This is a genomic window from Pseudomonas sp. S2_E02, assembly GCF_054668355.1.
In genome coordinates, this window is record NZ_CP162761.1 from 1,477,276 (window position 1) to 1,497,684 (window position 20,409).

At 58.1% G+C, this 20,409-nt stretch carries 15 protein-coding genes; 9 read left to right on the forward strand and 6 right to left on the reverse strand.

Annotated elements, in window-relative coordinates:
- Positions 1 to 11 precede the first annotated feature (11 nt).
- Together AB4O01_RS06495 and AB4O01_RS06500 are read right to left on the reverse strand one after the other, a co-directional pair.
- Positions 12 to 1,313 (reverse strand): ATP-binding protein, encoded by a 1,302-nt coding sequence (locus AB4O01_RS06495; RefSeq protein ID WP_093431171.1) that lies wholly within the window; start codon positions 1,311 to 1,313, stop codon positions 12 to 14.
- Positions 1,314 to 1,317: 4 nt separating this feature from the next.
- Positions 1,318 to 2,019: a response regulator gene (locus AB4O01_RS06500; RefSeq protein WP_007912171.1), complete on the reverse strand. Its 702-nt coding sequence runs from the start codon at positions 2,017 to 2,019 to the stop codon at positions 1,318 to 1,320.
- A gap of 276 nt (positions 2,020 to 2,295) precedes the next feature.
- On the opposite strand from AB4O01_RS06500, the gene AB4O01_RS06505 reads away from it, so the two are divergent.
- The 4 genes from AB4O01_RS06505 to AB4O01_RS06520 all read left to right on the forward strand — a co-directional run bounded on the left by AB4O01_RS06505 (position 2,296) and on the right by AB4O01_RS06520 (position 8,144).
- Entirely contained in the window at positions 2,296 to 3,453 is a 1,158-nt protein-coding gene (locus AB4O01_RS06505) for an efflux RND transporter periplasmic adaptor subunit (protein WP_460091049.1), read from the forward strand.
- Between the two features lie 15 nt (positions 3,454 to 3,468).
- Complete coding sequence (locus tag AB4O01_RS06510) at positions 3,469 to 6,567, forward strand: multidrug efflux RND transporter permease subunit (RefSeq protein WP_460091050.1); 3,099 nt, start codon at positions 3,469 to 3,471, stop codon at positions 6,565 to 6,567.
- A 182-nt stretch (positions 6,568 to 6,749) separates the two neighbouring features.
- Complete coding sequence (locus AB4O01_RS06515; RefSeq protein WP_016984456.1) at positions 6,750 to 7,391, forward strand: DUF1345 domain-containing protein; 642 nt, start codon at positions 6,750 to 6,752, stop codon at positions 7,389 to 7,391.
- A 264-nt stretch (positions 7,392 to 7,655) separates the two neighbouring features.
- Positions 7,656 to 8,144 carry a hypothetical protein gene (locus AB4O01_RS06520; RefSeq protein WP_460091051.1) on the forward strand — a complete coding sequence of 163 codons (489 nt, stop codon included), beginning with the start codon at positions 7,656 to 7,658 and terminating at the stop codon, positions 8,142 to 8,144.
- Between the two features lie 57 nt (positions 8,145 to 8,201).
- Here the strand turns inward: AB4O01_RS06520 and AB4O01_RS06525 are convergent, their stop codons facing one another.
- From AB4O01_RS06525 to AB4O01_RS06535, 3 genes are all read right to left on the reverse strand, one after another.
- Positions 8,202 to 10,451, reverse strand: coding sequence for an autotransporter outer membrane beta-barrel domain-containing protein (locus AB4O01_RS06525; RefSeq protein ID WP_460091052.1), 2,250 nt, complete (start codon positions 10,449 to 10,451; stop codon positions 8,202 to 8,204).
- A gap of 208 nt (positions 10,452 to 10,659) precedes the next feature.
- On the reverse strand, positions 10,660 to 12,711 hold the full coding sequence (locus AB4O01_RS06530; RefSeq protein WP_460091053.1) for a hypothetical protein: 2,052 nt from the start codon (positions 12,709 to 12,711) through the stop codon (positions 10,660 to 10,662).
- Between the two features lie 370 nt (positions 12,712 to 13,081).
- A complete protein-coding gene (locus AB4O01_RS06535) occupies positions 13,082 to 13,603 on the reverse strand; it encodes a hypothetical protein (RefSeq protein WP_460091054.1) in 522 nt (173 codons plus the stop codon).
- A gap of 216 nt (positions 13,604 to 13,819) precedes the next feature.
- Here AB4O01_RS06535 and AB4O01_RS06540 point away from each other — a divergent pair, with 216 nt between their 5' ends.
- From AB4O01_RS06540 to AB4O01_RS06560, 5 genes are all read left to right on the forward strand, one after another.
- Complete coding sequence (locus AB4O01_RS06540; RefSeq protein WP_460091055.1) at positions 13,820 to 14,848, forward strand: LacI family DNA-binding transcriptional regulator; 1,029 nt, start codon at positions 13,820 to 13,822, stop codon at positions 14,846 to 14,848.
- Between the two features lie 82 nt (positions 14,849 to 14,930).
- Complete coding sequence (locus tag AB4O01_RS06545) at positions 14,931 to 15,713, forward strand: sugar phosphate isomerase/epimerase family protein (RefSeq protein ID WP_460091056.1); 783 nt, start codon at positions 14,931 to 14,933, stop codon at positions 15,711 to 15,713.
- Positions 15,706 to 16,734 carry a sugar kinase gene (locus AB4O01_RS06550; protein WP_460091057.1) on the forward strand — a complete coding sequence of 343 codons (1,029 nt, stop codon included), beginning with the start codon at positions 15,706 to 15,708 and terminating at the stop codon, positions 16,732 to 16,734. The genes AB4O01_RS06545 and AB4O01_RS06550 overlap by 8 nt, the downstream gene beginning before the upstream one ends.
- A gap of 48 nt (positions 16,735 to 16,782) precedes the next feature.
- Positions 16,783 to 18,081, forward strand: coding sequence for an MFS transporter (locus AB4O01_RS06555; RefSeq protein ID WP_257355258.1), 1,299 nt, complete (start codon positions 16,783 to 16,785; stop codon positions 18,079 to 18,081).
- A gap of 13 nt (positions 18,082 to 18,094) precedes the next feature.
- Positions 18,095 to 19,072, forward strand: a complete 978-nt coding sequence (locus AB4O01_RS06560; protein ID WP_460091058.1) for a 2-hydroxyacid dehydrogenase — start codon at positions 18,095 to 18,097, stop codon at positions 19,070 to 19,072.
- Positions 19,073 to 19,189: 117 nt separating this feature from the next.
- Here AB4O01_RS06560 and AB4O01_RS06565 read toward each other — a convergent pair whose 3' ends face one another.
- Complete coding sequence (locus tag AB4O01_RS06565) at positions 19,190 to 20,377, reverse strand: pyridoxal phosphate-dependent aminotransferase (protein ID WP_320336685.1); 1,188 nt, start codon at positions 20,375 to 20,377, stop codon at positions 19,190 to 19,192.
- Between the last annotated feature and the right edge of the window lie 32 nt (positions 20,378 to 20,409).

Genomic DNA, 20,409 nt, shown 5'->3' on the forward strand with positions numbered 1-20,409 from the left:
CGTCACGCAGCTCAGGCGTTATTGGGCAACCACAGCCGGAAACGTGCCCCGCCCAACGGTGAAGACTCAACGGTCAACGTGCCGCCCTGTGCCTCCAGCGCGCGACGGCTGATCGCCAGACCAAGACCAAACCCACCCGTAGCCCGATCCCGACTGCGATCAAGTCGATAGAACGGCTCGAAAATCCGCTCTCGCTCATCATCGGGAATACCGATGCCGTCATCATCGACCCAGATCTCACAGCCCTCGGCATTGACCTGCACGCCAATCTGAATGCGTTTCTCGCAATAGCGCATGGCGTTGCGCAGCAGGTTCTGGATCGCCCGCGCGGTCAGGCGTGGATCGAGCGAGAAGCGTTCGAGCTGACCGTGCAGCAACACATCGATGACGATCTCCGGCGACTCCAGCTCTTCATCGACACTGCCCAGAATGCTGTCGATGAACTCATCCAGCGACACCTCGACCTGCTCCGGCAGTTGCGCCGGGTTCTGCAAACGGCTGTAAGAAAGCAACTCCAGCACCAACTCATCCAGCTCGCGAATGTGCGCGACCAGTCCCAGCAAGCGCTCGCGGCTGGCGCTCGGCAAGTCATCGGACAGGGCTAAAGCCAGGCCGAAATCCAGGCGCGTCAGTGGCGTACGCAGTTCATGGGACACGGCGTTGAGCAGGTCACGCTGCTGATTGAGCAGGTTTTCGATATCGCCCGCCATGGTGTCGAAAACATTGGCGAGGCTGCCGATGTTGGAGCTCGGGGCGATTTTTGTGCGCTCGCTCAAGTGACCTTTACCGAAGCGTTCGGCAGTGCCTTTGAGCCGTTCCAGATCACGCCAGTGCGGGCGCAGCCACATCAACAGGCAGGCGAGCAGACTCGCGCCGATCAGCACGTTGATGCTCCAGTACAACAGATTGACGTCCAGCGGATCCGGCGGCACGACCATTTGCACGGCGGTGGTGTCGTCCAGCGGCGTCACCGCCAGCGTGCGCCAGCCCCAGTCGCCAATGCGAACGACGTTTTCACCACGGCGCAGGCGTTGCTGCTCGATAGCGGTGAACCCGGCATCGTCGATCCGCGCGAGGACGATGTGCAGCGGCTGAAAATCCTTGTCCATCGACGCCGCCAGCGCCGGCCACTGCTCCTGCGGCACGGCGTGAAACTGACGGGTAATCAGCGATTGCAGACCGCGCGAATAATCGAGGTTGTAAGTGACGAAGCGATCCCGGAACGCCATGACCACCAGATCCGGCACCAGATAGATCGCCGCGCTGTAGGAGACGATCGTCACCAGATACAGACGAAACAGGATGCGAAACATCAGCTCAGCATTCCCACTCTGAGCGGCTGAACAGATAGCCCTTGCCCCACACGGTCTTGATCTTGCGCGCCTCGCCGGCGTGGTCGTCGAATTTGCGGCGCAGCTTGGAAATCGCCACGTCCACCGAGCGATCGGTGCCGTTGAATTCGATCCCGCGCAGACGCTGCAGGATCTGGTCGCGGCTCAACACTTCGCCGGCATGTCGGGCCAGCACCACGAGCAAGTTGTATTCGCCGCTGGACAGCTCGACCGGCTGATCGCGCCACGTCACGGTGCGCTCGGACAGGTCGATGCACAGATTGCCCATGAGAATGCGGTCATTGGCGGTCAGCGGTTCGCCGAGGCTGCTGCGGCGCAACAAGGTGCGCACCCGTGCCAGCAACACGCGCGGCTCGCACGGTTTGGTGACGTAATCGTCGGCGCCCATTTCCAGGCCCAGCACTTGATCGTGACTGTCGTCGCGAGCCGTCAGCATCAGGATCGGCAGCGTCGCCGAATCGGCGCGTAATAAACGGCAGACTTGCAGTCCATCAAGGCCGGGCAGCATCAGGTCGAGGATCACCAGATCCGGCGGATTGACCCGCGCCCGCTCGCGCACATGGTCGCCACGGCCGATCACGCTGACGGAATAACCGTTGCGCTCCAGGTAGCTGGAAATCAGTTCGGCGAGGGCGGTGTCGTCTTCGACCAGGAGGATGTTGGGCATGGGGTGATCCAGATATTGCTGTGGTGGATGTCAGACCGCTTTCGCGAGCAAGCTCGCTCCCACAGTGGTTTTGCACTGTTCACAAAACCCATGTGGGAGCGAGCTTGCTCGCGAAAGCGGTTTAACCGTCACAAAAGAATTCAAGACCTGAAGGATATACGCCCTCGCCCATCCCTGAGCAAAACCCTTACACAATTTCACACAGCGCCTACAAAGCTTCACCGCTAATCTCGGCGTCTGCCCGTAGGATGCGGACATCAATATTGGGGGTTGTACATGTCGAAGAAACTGCTGGCCGGACTCGGCCTGATCGCGATGGCGCTGACACTGAGCGCCTGTGATTCATCCTCGAAAGCCGAGGATCAGGCATCACCGGCCACGGTGCGCATCGAGACGCTCGAAGCGCATCCCCTGACAATCAGCAGCGAACTCAGCGGCCGCATCGCCGCACCACGGATTGCCGAAGTACGGGCACGGGTGGCCGGTGTGGTGTTGCAACGCACCTTCCGCGAAGGCAGCGACGTGAAAAAGGGCGACGTGCTGTTTCGCATCGACCCGGCGCCGTTCAAGGCTGATCTCGACAGCGCTGAAGCAGCGTTGCGCAAGGCAGAAGCCAATGCCTTTCAAGCGAAACTGCAAGAGCAACGCTACGCCCAGTTGATCGATGACAAAGCCATCAGCGCTCAGGACTACGACAACGCCCGCGCCAATGCCCGGCAAACCGCCGCTGACGTTGCGGCCAACAAGGCTGCCGTCGAGCGGGCGAAACTGAATCTGGGTTATGCCACCGTCACCGCGCCGATTTCCGGTCGCGTCGGCCGTGCGCTGGTCACCGAAGGCGCACTGGTCGGGCAGAACGAAACCACACCGTTGGCACTGATTCAGCAGCTCAACCCGATTCACGCCGACCTCACCCAGTCGACCCGTGAACTCAACGAGTTGCGCCGCGCGTTCCGTTCCGGGCAACTGCAGGAAGTCGGCCAGGATCAGGTCAAAGCTACGCTGATTCAGGATGACGGCAGCCTGTATCCGCTGCCAGGCAAATTGCTCTTCAGCGACATCACCGTCGACCCGGGCACTGGCCAGATCATTCTGCGCAGCGAATTCCCCAACCCGGATCTCGACTTGCTGCCGGGCAGCTTCATTCGCGTGCGCCTGGAGCAGGCAACCATTCAGAACGGTATCACCGTGCCGCAACGCGCCGTGCAGCGTGACAGCGCCGGCATTGCCCAGGTGCTGACCGTCGACGAGCAAATGCGCGTCGCCGAGCAACCGGTGCAACTGGGCGCGGTGCAGAACAATCGCTGGATCGTCACCGGCGGCCTCAAGCCAGGCGACCGCATCGTCATCGAAGGACTGCAACACGCCCGTGCCGGCGAAACCGTGCAGATCGACGACACCCCTCTTCCACTTGCCCAGACCTCTGGTCAGTAAGCAGGACGCTTTTCTATGCCGCAGTTCTTTATCGACCGCCCGGTGTTTGCCTGGGTCGTCGCGTTGTTCATCCTGTTGGCCGGTGCGCTGGCCATCCCGCAGTTGCCGGTGGCGCAATACCCCGATGTCGCCCCGCCGCAGATCGAAATCTACGCCGTGTATCCCGGCGCCTCGGCGCAGACCGTCGATGAAAGCGTGGTCAGCCTGATCGAGGAAGAGCTCAACGGCGCCGATCACTTGCTGTACTTCGAATCGCAAAGCAGCCTCGGCAGTGCGACGATCAAAGCCACGTTCCAGCCGGGCACCAACCCGGAGCTGGCGCAAGTCGACGTGCAAAACCGCCTCAAGGTGGTCGAGTCGCGCCTGCCGCAAGCGGTGACTCAGCAGGGTTTGCAGGTTGAAAAAGTCTCGTCCGGTTTTCTCTTGCTGATCACCCTGACCTCCAGCGATGGCAAGCTCGATGACGTGGCGCTCAGCGATTATCTGGCGCGTAACGTGCTGAACGAGATCAAGCGTCTGGACGGTGTCGGCAAGGCGCAGTTGTACGGCGCCGAACGGGCCATGCGCATCTGGATCGATCCGCAGAAGCTGATCGCGTTCAACCTGACGCCGGCCGATGTCAACGCCGCCATCGTCGCGCAGAACGCTCAGGTGTCTGCTGGCAGCATCGGTGATCTGCCCAATCCGTCCAGCCAGGAAATCACTGCGACGATTCTGGTGAAAGGTCAGTTGTCGACACCGCAAGAGTTCGCCGACATTGTGCTCAAGGCCAATCGCGACGGCTCCACCGTGCGCATCGGTGACGTCGCGCGGGTCGAGATCGGCAGTCAGGAATACCAGTTCGGTACGCGTCTCAACGGCAAACCGTCGACCGCTGTCGGCGTGCAACTGTCGCCGGGCGCCAACGCGCTGAACACCGCGACCCTGGTGCGGGCGAAGATGGATGAGCTGTCGCGCTACTTCCCGGCGGGCGTGGAATACAAGATTCCGTACGACACTTCGCCGTTCGTCAAAGTCTCGATCACCAAAGTGATTTACACCTTGGGCGAAGCGATGCTGCTGGTGTTTGCGGTGATGTTCCTGTTCCTGCAGAACGTGCGCTACACGTTGGTCCCGACGCTGGTGGTGCCGGTGGCACTGATGGGCACGTTCGCGACCATGCTCGCGCTGGGCTTCTCGATCAACGTCCTGACCATGTTCGGCATGGTCCTGGCCATCGGTATTCTGGTGGACGACGCCATCGTCGTGGTGGAGAACGTCGAGCGGATCATGGCCACCGAAGGCCTGTCGCCCAAGGAAGCCACACGCAAAGCCATGACGCAGATTACCGGCGCGATCATCGGCATCACGCTGGTGCTGGTCGCGGTGTTTATTCCAATGGCGTTCATGCAAGGCTCGGTCGGGGTGATTTACCAGCAGTTCTCGCTGTCGATGGCGACGTCAATTCTGTTCTCGGCGTTCCTCGCCCTGACCCTGACGCCGGCATTGTGCGCGACGCTGCTCAAGCCGATTGCCAAGGGCGAACACCACGAAAAATCCGGGTTCTTCGGCTGGTTCAACCGCCGCTTCGAGCGCCTGACTGATCGCTATCAGGGCTGGGTCGGCTATGCGTTGAAACGCAGCGGCCGTTACCTGCTGATTTACGCTGTGCTGCTGGTTGGACTGGGCCTGTGCTTTGCGCGTCTGCCCTCCTCGTTCCTGCCGGTGGAAGATCAGGGCTACACCATCACGGATATTCAACTGCCGCCCGGTGCGACCAAGAATCGTACGGTGGCCGTGGCTGAACAGCTTGAGGCACATAACTCCAGCGAGCCGGGGATCAGTGACACGGTGGTGATTCTCGGTTTCAGCTTCTCCGGTAGCGGCCAGAACGCAGCGTTGGCGTTCTCGACGCTGAAGGACTGGTCGCAGCGCGGCAGTGATGATGCCGCCAGCTCGATTGCCGATCGCGCCAATATCGCACTGACTGAAATCAAAGACGCCATGGCGTTCTCGGTGCTGCCACCGCCCGTGGATGGCCTCGGCACATCGAGCGGCTTCGAGTTCCGTTTGCAGGATCGCGGCGGCCTCGGCCATGCGACCTTGATGCAAGCGCGCACCGAACTGCTCGCAGCCGCCGAGAAAAGCCCGGTACTGATGAATGTGCGTGAAAGCGCGCTGGCCGAAGCGCCGCAAGTGCAATTGGTGGTCGACCGCAAGCAGGCCAATGCCCTTGGCGTCTCGTTCGCCGATATCGGCAATGTGCTGTCGACTGCCGTCGGCTCCAGCTACATCAACGATTTCCCCAATCAGGGGCGCATGCAGCGTGTTGTCGTGCAAGCCGAAGGCGATCAACGCAGCCAGGTGGCCGATCTGCTGAAAATGCACGTACGCAACAACACCGGGCACATGGTGCCGCTGTCCGCGTTCGTGCAGGCCAACTGGATTCAAGGCCCGGCGCAGTTGACCCGTTACAACGGCTATCCGGCGATCGCGATTTCCGGCGAACCGTCGCCGGGGCACAGCACCGGTGAGGCCATGGCGGAGATTGAACGCCTGGTGGCGCAGGGGCCGAAAGGACTGGGCCAGGAATGGACCGGGTTGTCGTTGCAGGAACGCTTGTCCGGCAATCAGGCGCCGATTCTGCTTGGGCTGTCGTTGCTGGTGGTGTTCCTGTGTCTGGCGGCGCTGTACGAGAGCTGGTCGATTCCGACCTCGGTGTTGCTGGTAGTGCCGCTGGGCGTGCTCGGCGCGGTGCTGGCGGTGACATTGCGCGGCATGCCCAACGATGTGTTCTTCAAGGTTGGTCTGATCACCATCATCGGTCTGTCGGCGAAGAACGCGATCCTGATCATCGAGTTTGCCAAGAGCTTGTACGACGAAGGTCACGATCTGATTGATGCGACGTTGCAGGCTGCTCGCTTGCGCTTGCGGCCGATCGTGATGACGTCGCTCGCGTTCATTCTCGGCGTGGTGCCATTGGCCATTGCCACGGGTGCCAGTTCGGCGAGTCAGCAAGCGATCGGTACAGGAGTGATCGGCGGGATGATTACCGCGACGCTGGCGGTGATCTTCGTGCCGGTCTTCTTCGTCGTCGTCATGAAGCTCGTACAACGCTTCACCAAACCCCACTGATACCAATTGTGGGAGCGAGCTTGCTCGCGAAAGCGTCGGTACATTCAACGTCGATGTTGACTGACCGGACGCCTTCGCGAGCAGGCTCGCTCCCACAGAGATTCTGCAAACATCCAGCACTGTGGTCACACCGGCCATCGCTGGGCTAAGGTGTCTGAACCACCCTGGCCCATCGAGTCCCCATGCGCTTCCTCGCCCGCACCCACCCTCGCCTGTCCGCCGCCGCCCTCTTCGGCCTCGCCACTGGTCTGTTGGCCCCCGCCGATTCCATCGTCAGCAAAATCCTCATCGGCTGGAACGCCGGTGTCTGGACTTACCTGATCCTGATGTTCTGGCTGACCGTGCGCGCCAAGGCGCCGGACGTCAAACGTATCGCTGAGGTCGAAGACGAAAACGCCGGGCTGGTGCTGTTCGTGGTGTGCATCGCCGCTTTGGCTAGCCTGGCGACCATTACCTTCGAACTGGCAGGCAGCAAAGATCTGGAAACCACGCGCAAGCTCATGCACTACGGTTTTACCGCGCTGACGGTAATCGGTTCGTGGCTGCTGATCGGGGTGATTTTCTGCGTGCACTACGCGAGGTTGTATTACACCTGGGATGGCAAGGAGCCGGCGTTGCGTTTTGCTGAAGGGCTTACCACGCCCAACTATTGGGACTTCTTGTACTTCTCGTTCACCATCGGCGTGGCGGTGCAGACGGCGGATGTAGGTGTTGCAACGCGGGATATTCGCAAAATCGTTTTGGCGCAATCACTGATCGGGTTTGTGTTCAACACGGCTATTTTGGGATTTTCAATCAATATTGCGGCGGGACTGTTTGGCTGATTATTTTATTGTCCACAGAGACCGTCCTTCCAAGCGGGCGGCGCAGATCCGCTAACCTGATGATCGGGAGCCTGACCCGTTTAAATCACGTTCCCCATCAAAACTAACCTTCGCCAATAACCAAATTTCGGAAACCACACTTCTGGCCAACTGTAAACTGTCAAGTCTGACAGTTTACAGTTGGCCTCATTAGCGCTCTGATAGCTCATCCCGAAAGTTTCCTTTAATCACGGGATATCTCGTCATGACATGGAGACCGCAAAAATGATCAATAAAATTCTCAAACGTAGAAATGCAATCGGCACAGGTGAGTGTGTAGGGACAATCAACGCCGTAGAACAGTTTGAAGCAAGCCTGGTTGAACTCTCCGAGCAAACCTTCCCGCTGCCGCATGGTGAGGCCTACGTAATGTTTGCTCGTCAGCGTAAAATGGACTTTACGACCAAAGAAATCACCCTGTCCTTCTCCAAAAACCTGCCGAATGACAGCTACGAACTGACACCAACATCCCATGAGGTTCGCCTGACATTTGTCGACAACAGCGATCCAGCCAAGCCTGTAACTTATACTCAGCGTTCGGGGACAACCATCATCGCTTATGATCCTGATTCCGCTACTCTTTCCGGGAACTTGAACAACGTCGTGGTGGAGAATCGAGACGACGATGTGGAGAAAGAACTAACCTTGGAGGTTAGATTCGCAGCAAAGGGAGACATCATGAAATTGCGTGGATATCGGTTGATCGCCGCATAACCATAATACCGGCAAACAAAAAAAAGGAAGCTTTTGCTTCCTTTTTTATTGCCTCGTTCACCAGATATAGCGAATTCCGATGTTGGCACCCAAGGGCTGCTCAAAGTACCGGCCGTTGCTGTACTCGAAATCGGCATGCACGCTGAAACTCCTGGCTATCGCTACAGCGACGCCAGCACCCAGTTCCCCACGAGAGCCGGACAGGTCATTGTTGAACACATTGTTATTCACCTGGACTTCATTGTTCTTTGCAAACTCATGTGCCCAGGCAAGTCGAATATAAGGTTGTAAAATCCGCCCCTGATCCAGTTCGATATTTCGACCGGCAGTAACACCCACTTTACCGATGAATGAACGAGTTCGATCACCTTCTGCCTGCAGGTCATTACTCAAGGAATAGTCCTTGCCCTCAATGACCACTGCAGACCATTGCGTGTAGGGTTCCAGGAAGTTTCCGTCAGCAAGACTGATGTGTTTACCGATTTCCACCGAACCACCGACCCCGGAATTGTCGTAGTCACCCTTGGCCCGCGTTCCATCACTCAGCCCTACCTTGGCATCATTGTTGAAGCGGTTGGCCTTCAATACTCCATCAAAGTAATAACCGGTTTGCGCATCCAGCCAGGTCACATAACCACCCACATAGTAGCTGTCCACGCTCCCGGAGGTGCCTGCGTCAAGATCGAGGTCGGATTGACTCTGACCTGCCATCACCCCGACCAGCCACTGCCCGTCACCCACCGGCAGCGGCGCATCCGCCCCTAAAGTAAACCCGCTCTGACGTTGCTGATAGCCGACACCCGAGCCATCGGCGATGTTGTACTTGTTGGTGTAAGTACGCCCCCACGCGCCGGATTGACCACCGTTGAAGCGCAATTCGCCCATACGCGTGCGCAATGAAGTCAATTCGCCCAGCCATACCGTTGAGGCCGTGTTGAACAGGGCGAGTACGGAGCGAGCCCCAGGACTGATGGTCCGCGTAGTGGGATCGAGTATCCAGTCGTTGCCACTTTTCGCCAGACCATAGGAATACGTCCCCAGATCGACATCACGGCTCATGAAAAACCGAGCGTCGCCGCCTGCGGTTTGCACCACGCGGACAGGTTGTCCGCTAGCAGGGTCAAGCCCACTGCTGGCGATCAGCAGTTCATGTGTCCCTTGGGCGGTGCCCGTGACATTCAACACATCCGTTTCACCCGTGGTGAAATTGGTGCCCATCACAAAACGGCCATTGCCAGACAAGGACGTTACGTTGAGTTGATAAAAGGCGTCGGTAGCCCCGAAGACCACCGAGCCACCGTTGTTCAGGCTCAACTGGTCGATACTGCTATTACCCGTCAGTACCCACTGGGAACTGTCATTGATCGTGGCACTGGCCACATTTTGCAATTGGCCTGTCAGCTTCGAGTTGTTTTGCAGAGTCAACTTTGTGGTGCTGCCCTGCTCCGTGACGATGTCACCATTGAGCGTACTGTCGTTGACCACCAGCGAGGCATCCGCCCCGCCTCGGACATCCAGTAAGGTGCCGTTGCCAGCGAGCAAGCGCGAGTTGGTCAACGTAATGGCCGCCGTGGAATCCGTGGTGTTAGCCAAGTCGACCAGAATGGCAGCGCCGGTTTTGCCTTGCACTGTAGTGTTCTCAAGATTCAACGTCGCCGGTTGAACCTGATTGAGATCGGCATCGATGACGACGCCTTCTCGACCACCAATGATAGAGCTGTTTCGGGCCGTGGCTTGACCGCTATTCAGCCGAAGTCCGTAGCTGCTGGCTCCGGTGCCGAGAAGGTCGGAATCGCTGAGGTTCAGGACGCTGAAGGCACTGACCAACGCTCCCCCGGTCACACCAGTGATCTTCGTGCCATTGGTAACAGAAACATTGGAGCCGTCCTGTGTATTGGCATCGCGAACCACTTGGAGTCCAACGCGATTTCCGGTAATCGAACTGCTGTCGATCGTCGCTTGAGAGCTACTTAAAAAGACCGCCGCCAAGCCCCCGGTAGCCGAAACGGTCGCATTGCTCAGATTGACCGTTGACCCTTCGCGAGCCGAGATCTGCTGCGTTGTGCTACCAGGATTCACGATCAATGTGGAATTTTCAGAGTTGATGGCCAGCGTTTGCGCACCGTTGACTGTCAGCGTGGCGTTCTGGGAAAGGTCCCAGCGTTCCGGCGTGCCGCCGTTTACCGTTTCCTCGCGGCCCACCACCGGAGCCGCGCTGGCGCAGGCACTCAAAATTGCCAACAACGATGGGCTCAAAACTATGTAACGCCGCGAACGGCCTGGACCCGACAATGACTTACCCCGCATAGTGAATACCTGCTGTCTGACTGGTGAAATGGCAGTCGTAGCCATTCCTGGAGGGGCGCAAGGCTATAGAGAAGACTCATAAATTTATGTAGGAGTTATCCTCAATTAGTTGGCGAAAATTCTTTCGGGCTAAAAGTTTTAATATCAGATGTAAGTAATCGGAGGAGGCGGTCACAAACTTTGCGATCGCCCCCCCAAAAATCATCCATCATGGATTTGGCACGGGAATAAATTCCTCACAAAAACGACCTTGACTGTCATCCAGATCCAGCGTGCTCTCAGCAGGCAGCGAGTCTGGTGTCGGATTATTACCAGCTCCCCCGCGGGAAATGGAATAAGTCAACCTGCCAAGCTGCATATGAGCCGGTTTGAAATCTTCCTCGTAATCACCAATATTGATTAGCGCACCATCGGTAGGAAATGTCCCCGAGATTGGGTAAGTCGCCGTTGCATCTGTATTGGGAATAGGTTTCGTCGGCTCCGCCCGCTCAAATGCCTGATACTTCAAAGTAATGGTTTCACCATCGACCGTATACGTATTGGGCAATACACGAACGAGCAAATTTCGTCTCGCGGTACCATCATTTGGGACAGTCTCCGTAGGGAAGTTCAAGGTGGAGCATCCAATCCTTCTTACCGACCCCGCCAGACCCAATATTACCGGCGCAGCCATTTCAATCGGGAATGGGTCGACCGGGATATCCCTCGGTCTCGACGGAGTGGGGTTGTTCGAGCCCGGAGTGTAGAGGGTATACCGTAGAACCTTGGGCCCACTTTCCTGCTGTTGAATAACAGACCAAGGAATGACATGAGTTATTTCCTTGCCCTCTTGACCTGTTGTTAACGGGATGGGGTCGCCAATCTGGATGTCGTCATAAAACAGATCGATCAGCCAACCTTCCTCTGTCGGGGGGGCAGCAAAAAGTTTGATAGTCGCAGTAATGGCGTTATCTCCGTAATCACCCTCCTCGATTGCGTTGTCAGTGCCCGCAGTTGTCTTCAGCGTTGGCGCCTCCAGACCAATGGTTATTGGATCCGGACCGATATATGAAATATCAACATCGATTTCAACGTTTGAGTCAGCCAACGGACGGATACCACGAAACATATTGAAACTGACATTGGTTTTAACGATGCCATCGGTATCGCCGTATACCTGCTTGACCAGATCATAGGGGGCGTAAAACGTCAGTTCGGTATTGGCACCCACGCGCTGCTCGGTGCCTACCTGTTGCCCCCCCCAGTAGCCGGCAATCGTATCCGCTGGAGCATTGGGAGTAGGCACTTTGACCTTGAACTCCACACCTTGAGAATCAAACTGAGTGTCTGCAAGATCGATCAAGTTGTCGCCATCGGTACCATTTGCCAGCGTGACAATCGGTGGTACCACCGTATCGGGATCGGGATCCTTGGCATGTTGAACGGTACGCTGACTGAAGTTTGATCGGCGCCCTTCATTTCCTGGCAGATCTTTGGACACATAAATAAGCTGATGAGGACCATCAGCGGCATCGACAAACACTTTGACTTCAATTGCAGCTTCCCGAGCCGCCGACAGTACAGCATTAAATACGGGAGTATCGCGGCCGGGATCCGGCGCAGGCCCGAAGAAAAATCTGTAAACGTCAGTTGCCTCGTAGTTTGCGGGAATCGCGGGCTTGACGATGATATGGGTTTTGCCTTCGAGGTAGGCTTCATCAATGGGAACAGTCGGCCCTAAATCGGCAGGCCATGTAGGCGCTCCGGGGTTTCGGTCGGAGCCGGGCGGGGTTTTTACTCTGTAGGGCGGTGTAAGATCGATGGCGAAGGTAGCGGTACTGGATGCGACATCATTAATACCGCCAGCAAAGAAAATATATCGGAACTCCCATTGGGTAGGCGCTTCGGGCGTAAGCTCCTCTCTAAACAAGCTGCGTCGAATCTTGTAGGGCACCGTCCAGTCTCGACCAGTGACCGCACCGGGAATGATATACGGAGAGTCTGGATCAGCTGAATCAACAACGTCCAGCCACGTCGTCGTACCTGCTATTCGAATCTGTGGTTGAAATGAATCATCGTCGTCCTCAATTACCGGCTTTGGCACCACATATTCCAAATCACCGTTAAGAGAAGCAATCGGGATGCGCAAATCAGGAAGTAGTGTTTGCGCAGGGAATGTAACAGCCAATGGCGGATCCGCATCCACAGCGTTATGCACGGTGGACCTTGCTTTCAGCGCCGCCAGCCTGGACAGGTGTGCCTTTTTAACTATAGCGTTCATGGTTCTCTCCATACGTCTGCATATCAGGAAATCTTTCTAGTCTCTTGGTTATCCCACACTTATTACTTACCACTTTCGCTCCATACTTTACGGCCCGCATGGAAATTCCTCGCCAACAACTATTCGATCAATTTTAACCACTCTGACTTTGGAGACTCCAATGAGTCTCCGGCCGCGAAAAACCCGATACTGAACGAGCGCTGAAGAGTTCTTCACCATGGGTTTTATATGAACATCGTAAGGCTCGATCACCAGCGAGTACCCGTCTTTTATATCATTCTCGCTCAGTGGAAAACGGATACTTTTCTTGCGAGCCCTAACGTACTCCACATTACTTCCGTTTAAACTTGGATAACCTCTCCAAAGCAACTCAACTCGATCTCCAACTTTGAATCCCGACAAGGGGGGGAACAGATACTTTAACGCCCTCCCATAAAGGCGGAGATGTGTCGCAGTTCAGATATCCATGGTCATCTTTATCCGGGCAATCCGGCTTCTCGAGATCTCGTGGAATGGGGGTGTGATCAATTGTTAGATTGCGAGGATCTGACTTTGAGAGTTGATCCGCAGTATCCAAAACCTCGTAGCGCAACTGACCAACGCCGTTAACCTGCAGAAAGCTCGCATCGATACGAATAATAAATTCTGGCTGGATGTCCGCTGCTGTGTAGATATTTTCGATCTTGAACAGCGGCTGCCCTGGCTGATCAAAGTAAACCGTTAAAATGTCCCTATCATCAGGCAGCGTTGCGTAACTGGGCCACAGGGGAATGACCACGTCGATTCCTGCCAGTAACAAATCCAGCGGGATATATCCGTCCGGGTCAATATCGGCATCTTCTACACCGATGACTCTCGGTGGATTAAAGTTTAGCGGCCCTCGATTAGACATACGTCAAAGCCCCTTAATACCTATTGGAATTGATGAAAAGCCTCGGTCCGATTAGACGTCGTGTCAGACTTCTTGCCTACTGTCATATCTGACAGGTATTTCGACCGCCTGTCGGAATATCGCCCTGTCAGCAGATAAAATCGCTTGACGACTTTCCTGCAAATCGGATCTCCTGAAACCGGTTTCAGCGCATTCCTATAACAACAAGGTTCATTAATGAACGACTTCTCAACCGCCCAGCGCAGCCGCGTGACCATGCTCGACGTCGCCGAACGCGCCGGGGTGTCCAAGGCCAGCGTCTCGCGCTTCATCGGCGATGATCGCGCCCTGCTCTCCGATGCCATTGCCCTGCGCATCGAGCAAGCCATTGCCGAACTCGGCTATCGCCCTAACCAAATGGCCCGTGGTCTGAAACGCGGACGTACGCGCCTGATCGGCATGTTGGTGGCCGATATTCGTAACCCTTATTCGATTGCCGTGATGCACGGGGTGGAAACCGCCTGCCGAGCGCACGGCTACAGCCTGGTGGTGTGCAACACCGACCGCGATGACGAGCAGGAACGCCAGCACCTGGCCCTGTTGCGCTCGTACAACATCGAAGGGTTGATCGTGAACACCCTTGGCCATCACCGTGACGAACTGCACGAGCTGCGCCGGGAGATGCCGCTGGTGCTGGTGGATCGCAAGGTCGACGGACTGGACAGCGACATGGTTGGGTTGAACAACCCGCAGGCTGTCGGCATGGCGCTTACGCATCTGCAGCAACGTGGCTATCGGGATCTGGTGCTGGTGACTGAACCGTATGACGGCACCAGCTCGCGGATCGAGCGGGTCAGCAGTTTTCAGGCGCAGATCGCGCTGCATTCGAACCTGGCCGGGGCGGTGCTGGAAACCGGCGATGACCTGAACACGCAACTTCAAACCTTTTTAAACACTCCCGGCGACGGCCCGAAAGCATTGTTTTGCGCCAATGGTGTGGCGGCGCTTACTGCCACAACGGCATTGCGGGAGATGGGTGTGCGGTTGTTTGAGGATGTCGGGCTGATTGCCCTGGATGATCTGGATTGGTATCCGTTGGTGGGCAGCGGGATTACCGCGCTGGCTCAGCCGACGCAGGAGATCGGCGCGCGGGCGTTTGAGTGTTTGCTCAAGCGGTTGCGTGGGGATGATGAGGTGGCGCGGGTGGTGGATTTTGCGCCGGTGCTGGTTGAGCGTGGGTCAACCCGTGAGGTTGGTAGTGCTTGATCTGACGCCTTCGCGAGCACAACACAGAAACACGTGATATTTTTTTGAACAAAAATGAAACCGGTTTCAGAGGTCAATAACAATGAATAAACCCGACGTTTCCATCAGCCTGTCCAGCTACGGCGCCGAGCTTGTGCGTCAGCGCGGGCAGGATGCTTTCATTGATGTTCTGGCTGCCGCCGGGGCCAATCGCATCGAATGGCGCGAAGAGCTGCTGACGCGCGAAGACCCGGCGCAACTGGCGCAGGCCACGCAGGCGCAGGGCTTGCTAAGCATCTATTCCTCGCCGACCGAACTGTGGCTGGCCGGGCAGGCGCAGCCCAATCCCGAGTTGATCACCGCACTGCAACAAGCCGAAGCGTTCGACTCGAAATGGCTGAAAGTCTCCCTCGGCTACTTCACCGACACCAACGATCTGCAAGCCCTGGCCGAACGCTTGAAGCTCAGCCCGGTGCAGTTGCTGGTGGAAAACGACCAGACCCTGCACGGCGGTCGGATCGAGCCATTTCAGCGCTTCTTCGCCGCCGTCGAGCAGCACAACGTGCCAATCAAGATGACCTTCGACATCGGCAACTGGCAGTGGCAGGACCAGTCCGCTGCCAGCGCCGCCCGCCTGCTCGGCCGGCATGTCGGTTATGTGCACTGCAAAGCCGTGGCCCGTCGCGCCGACGGCAAACTGGTGGCGGTGCCGCCGGCCGTCAGTGACCTGCATCTATGGGAACAACTGTTGCGGCACATGGCCCAAGGCGTTATGCGCGCCGCCGAATATCCGTTGCAGGGCGATGATCTGGTGCAACTGACCACCGAGCACGTCGCCGCCCTCGCCCGCCTCGGCCAATCGCGTCTGGAGTCTGCTCATGTCTGAGATCGATATTCTTTCGTTCGGCGAAACCATGGCGATGCTGGTCGCCGAGCAGACCGGTGATCTGGCGGCGGTCGAGCACTTTCACAAGCGTATCGCCGGGGCCGACAGCAATGTCGCGATCGGGCTGTCGCGCCTGGGTTTCAAGGTCGCGTGGCTGAGCCGGGTCGGCAATGATTCGCTCGGGCGTTTTGTGGTCGAGACCTTGATCAAGGAGGGTCTGGACTGCAGTCACGTCGACGTCGACAAACAGCACCCGACCGGGTTCCAGTTCAAATCGCGCAATGATGATGGCAGCGATCCGCAGGTCGAGTATTTCCGGCGCGGTTCGGCGGCCAGTCATTTGTCGCCACAGTCGATCACGGCCAACCTGTTGAGCGCCCGCCATCTGCATGCCACCGGCATTCCTCCAGCGCTCTCGGCCTCGACGCGAGAGATGTCCTTTGAATTGATGACACGCATGCGCAACGCCGGACGCAGCGTGTCGTTCGATCCCAATCTGCGCCCGAGCCTGTGGGCCAGCGAGGGCGAAATGATCGGCGAGATCAACCGCCTCGCCGCCCTCGCCCATTGGGTGCTGCCGGGGTTGAGCGAAGGTCGTTTGCTCACCGGTTTCGAAGACCCTGCGGACATTGCTGCGTTTTATCTTGATCAAGGTGCCGAAGCGGTGGCGATCAAGCTTGGCCCGCAAGGCGCTTATTACCGAACGCATCTGGCATCGGGGTTTGTCGCCGGTGTGCCGGTGGCGCATGTCGTCGACACTGTCGGTGCCGGTGATGGTTTTGCGGTGGGGATGATCAGTGCCCTGCTTGAGCACCAGAGTTTTGCCGAGGCGGTGCAGCGTGCGAACTGGATTGGCAGTCGGGCGGTGCAGAGTCGCGGGGATATGGAGGGCCTTCCAACCCGGGCTGAACTCCTCACTGAATTCGAAGGCGCCGATCGCGAGCAGGCTCACTCCTACAAGGGAACGCATTTCAAATGTAGGAGTGAGCCTGCTCGCGATGGGGCCGTCACAGACAACTGATCAATTGAACCTGCTGCGACAAAAACAACAAGCTCAGGAGCAAGACCCATGAAAACCGCAACCCTCGCCACCCGCCGCTGGTGGTACATCATGCCTATCGTGTTCATCACCTACAGCCTGGCGTATCTGGATCGCGCCAACTACGGCTTCGCCGCCGCATCGGGCATGGCCGAAGACCTGATGATCACCCCTGGCCTGTCATCGCTGCTCGGTGCGCTGTTCTTCCTCGGTTATTTTTTCTTCCAGGTGCCCGGTGCGATCTACGCGCAAAAACACAGCGTGAAGAAGCTGATTTTCGTCAGCCTGATTCTCTGGGGTGCTCTCGCCACGTTGACCGGCGTGGTCTCCAACGCCTATTGGCTGATCGTCATCCGCTTCATGCTCGGCGTGGTTGAAGCGGCGGTGATGCCGGCGATGCTGGTGTATCTGTGCCATTGGTTCACCCGTGCCGAACGCTCACGGGCCAATACCTTTCTGATCCTTGGCAACCCGGTGACGATGCTGTGGATGTCGGTGGTTTCGGGGTATCTGGTGCAACATTTCAGCTGGCGCTGGATGTTCATCATCGAGGGCCTGCCGGCGGTGCTGTGGGCGTTTATCTGGTGGCGTCTGGCCGATGATCGTCCAGCGCAGGCCAAGTGGCTCAACGAGCAGGAAAAGCAGGATCTGGAAAGCGCACTGGCAGCCGAACAGGTCGGGATCAAAGCGGTGAAAAACTATGCCGAGGCATTCCGTTCGCCGAAGGTGATCATTCTCGCGCTGCAGTTTTTCTGCTGGAGCATCGGCGTTTACGGCTTTGTACTGTGGCTGCCATCGATTCTTAAGGCTGGCGCGCAAATGGACATGATCGAGGCCGGCTGGCTGTCGGCGCTGCCGTATCTGGCGGCGGTGATTGGCATGCTCGTGGTGTCGTGGGGTTCGGACAAGTTGCAGAAGCGCAAACGCTTTGTCTGGCCACCGCTGCTGATCGCCTCCATCGCGTTTTACGGCTCCTACGCGCTGGGCGCAGAACACTTCTGGTGGTCGTACACGCTGCTGGTGATTGCCGGCGCCTGCATGTACGCACCTTACGGGCCGTTCTTTGCCATCGTCCCGGAGATTCTTCCGGCCAACGTCGCCGGTGGCGCCATGGCGCTGATCAATAGCATGGGTGCGCTCGGCTCGTTCGGCGGCTCGTACCTGGTCGGTTACCTGAACAGCTCCACCGGCTCGCCCGGCGCTTCGTATCTGTTGATGAGCGGCGCGTTGCTGCTGTCGGTGGTCCTGACGATTTTTCTCAAGCCCGGCGCCAGTGATCGCGTCGTCGCCAAAGCCGTCGCCACGCGTGCCGTGCCGGCGCATTCCTGAAGAGACTTTTGCCATGAAAAAACAGGTCGTGTTGTACAAGAAACTTTCGCCCGTGCTGATGGCGCGTTTGCAGGAACAGTGCGAAGTCACGCTGATCGAAAGCCTCGATGCCGACGGTCTGATGCAACTGCGCGACGCCCTGCCCCGCGCCCACGGTTTGCTCGGCGCCAGCCTGAAGCTCGATGCCGCGTTGCTTGATCTGGCGCCGCAACTCGAAGCTATCGCTAGCGTCTCAGTCGGCGTCGATAACTACGACATCGATTACCTGAGTCAGCGCAAGATCTTGCTGAGCAACACCCCGGACGTGCTCACCGAAACCACCGCAGACACCGGTTTCGCCCTGATCCTCGCCGCCGCGCGGCGTGTGGTGGAACTGGCGAACATGGTGCGCAGCGGCCAATGGAGCCGCAATATCGGCCCGGCGCATTTCGGCACCGATGTGCATGGCAAGACGTTGGGGATTATCGGCATGGGCCGCATCGGCGAAGCGCTGGCGCAGCGTGGGCATTTCGGGTTCGGCATGCCGGTGATCTATCACAGCCAGTCGCGCAAACCGGCGGTCGAAGCGCGATTCGATGCGCACTATCGCAGCCTGGAAGATCTGCTCAAGCAGGCCGATTTCATTTGCCTGACGTTGCCGCTGACGGCGCAGACCGAAGGTTTGATCGGCACCGAGCAGTTTGCACTGATGCGCCCGGAAAGCATCTTCATCAATATCTCGCGGGGCAAGGTGGTCGATGAGGCGGCGATGATCGATGCGCTGCGTCATCAACGGATTCGAGCGGCGGGGCTGGATGTGTTTGAGCGTGAGCCGTTGCAGCATGACTCGCCGCTGTTGCAGCTCAATAATGTGGTGGCGACACCGCACATGGGTTCGGCGACGCATGAGACGCGCGAGGCGATGGCGCGGTGTGCGGTGGAGAATCTGTTGGCTGCGTTGAGTGGGGAGAAGCCGGCGAATCTGGTGAATCCATTGGCATGGCAGGGCTGAACTCTAGGGTGGCAGTCATGCCGCCTTCGCGAGCAAGCTCGCTCCCACAGGGGAATGCATATCCAATGTGGGAGCGAGCTTGCTCGCGAAGAGGCCGGGACAGGTAACCCAAAACCATCAGGCACTACGCGCCTGTAACAGCTGCGCCGCACACAAGGCAATCCGCGCACAGGCATCCGCGAGTTTCACCCGATCGACCACCAAACCAATGCGGATATGCCCCGCCGCGCTCGGCCCGAACGCTTCACCGGCGAGGACCGAAACCCCATAGCCCTCCAGTAACCGTTCGGCAAACGCCTGTGCGCCGAGACCGGTCTGGCGCACATCGACCATCACGAACATGCCACCATCCGGACGGATCGGATACAGCCCCGGGCAACCGCTCAAACGTTCGCACACCAGGTCCCGGCGCAGGCGATATTCCTCGCGCATCTGCGTCACTTCCGGCAGGTCTGACTGCAACGCAATCTCTGCGGCTTTCTGCACAAAATCCGGCAGGCCAAACAACATGCTCAGCGACAAATTGACCAAATGCTCGGCCAACGACTTCGGCCCGATCATCCAGCCGATGCGCCAGCCGGTCATGGCGTGGGATTTCGACAGGCTGTTGATTGTTGCCGTGCGTTCGGCCATGCCCGGCAGACTCGCCGGGCTGACGTGCTGACCTTCGTAAAGCAAATCGCTGTAGACCTCGTCGCTGATCAGCCACAAGTCATGGCGGATGCACAGCGCCGCCAGTTCTTGCCAGATCAGCAGTGACAGGCTCGCGCCGCTGGGGTTGTTCGGACTGTTCAACAGCATCGCGCGGGTTTTCGGCGTAATGCGCGCAGCGACATCGACCGGGTCGACGCGAAAGCCGTTTTCCGGACGCACCGGCACCGGCACCACCGTTGCGCCACACGCGCCAAACACGCCTTCGTAGGTGACATACATCGGTTCGGCGACGATCACTTCATCGCCGGGATCAAGCAGACATTGCGCCACCGAATACACCGCGCATTGCGCGCCGGGCATGACGATTACGTGGTCGGCATCCACCGCTTGACCGCTGCGCCGACGATGGCGGTCGGCAATCAGCTTGCGCAGCGCCAAACGGCCACGCACTTCGGAATAATGGGTATCGCCCGCCAGCAAACTGTCGATCGCGCCGTGGACAATCGGCAGCGGTGTATCGAAATCCGGGTCGCCCACGCTCAGCAGCAGGATATCGACACCCTCGGCGCGCAGCTCCAGCGCTCGGTCGTGAATCTGCCAGGCAGCGGCTCCCTCCCCGGCGATTCGTTGGGTCAAGGCTGAATAGCGCATGTACGTCTCCTGATTGCGCGGTCTCCAGCCTT

Excerpts from the sequence above, each read along its gene's own strand:
- AB4O01_RS06505 (WP_460091049.1), top strand. The coding sequence starts at position 2,296 with ATGTCGAAGAAACTGCTGGCCGGACTCGGCCTGATCGCGATGGCGCTG.
- AB4O01_RS06535 (WP_460091054.1), bottom strand. The coding sequence starts at position 13,603 with ATGTCTAATCGAGGGCCGCTAAACTTTAATCCACCGAGAGTCATCGGT.
- AB4O01_RS06510 (WP_460091050.1), top strand. The coding sequence starts at position 3,469 with ATGCCGCAGTTCTTTATCGACCGCCCGGTGTTTGCCTGGGTCGTCGCG.
- AB4O01_RS06530 (WP_460091053.1), bottom strand. The coding sequence starts at position 12,711 with ATGAACGCTATAGTTAAAAAGGCACACCTGTCCAGGCTGGCGGCGCTG.
- AB4O01_RS06560 (WP_460091058.1), top strand. The coding sequence starts at position 18,095 with ATGAAAAAACAGGTCGTGTTGTACAAGAAACTTTCGCCCGTGCTGATG.
- AB4O01_RS06495 (WP_093431171.1), bottom strand. The coding sequence starts at position 1,313 with ATGTTTCGCATCCTGTTTCGTCTGTATCTGGTGACGATCGTCTCCTAC.
- AB4O01_RS06550 (WP_460091057.1), top strand. The coding sequence starts at position 15,706 with ATGTCTGAGATCGATATTCTTTCGTTCGGCGAAACCATGGCGATGCTG.
- AB4O01_RS06565 (WP_320336685.1), bottom strand. The coding sequence starts at position 20,377 with ATGCGCTATTCAGCCTTGACCCAACGAATCGCCGGGGAGGGAGCCGCT.
- AB4O01_RS06520 (WP_460091051.1), top strand. The coding sequence starts at position 7,656 with ATGATCAATAAAATTCTCAAACGTAGAAATGCAATCGGCACAGGTGAG.
- AB4O01_RS06555 (WP_257355258.1), top strand. The coding sequence starts at position 16,783 with ATGAAAACCGCAACCCTCGCCACCCGCCGCTGGTGGTACATCATGCCT.
- AB4O01_RS06500 (WP_007912171.1), bottom strand. The coding sequence starts at position 2,019 with ATGCCCAACATCCTCCTGGTCGAAGACGACACCGCCCTCGCCGAACTG.
- AB4O01_RS06540 (WP_460091055.1), top strand. The coding sequence starts at position 13,820 with ATGAACGACTTCTCAACCGCCCAGCGCAGCCGCGTGACCATGCTCGAC.
- AB4O01_RS06545 (WP_460091056.1), top strand. The coding sequence starts at position 14,931 with ATGAATAAACCCGACGTTTCCATCAGCCTGTCCAGCTACGGCGCCGAG.
- AB4O01_RS06515 (WP_016984456.1), top strand. The coding sequence starts at position 6,750 with ATGCGCTTCCTCGCCCGCACCCACCCTCGCCTGTCCGCCGCCGCCCTC.
- AB4O01_RS06525 (WP_460091052.1), bottom strand. The coding sequence starts at position 10,451 with ATGCGGGGTAAGTCATTGTCGGGTCCAGGCCGTTCGCGGCGTTACATA.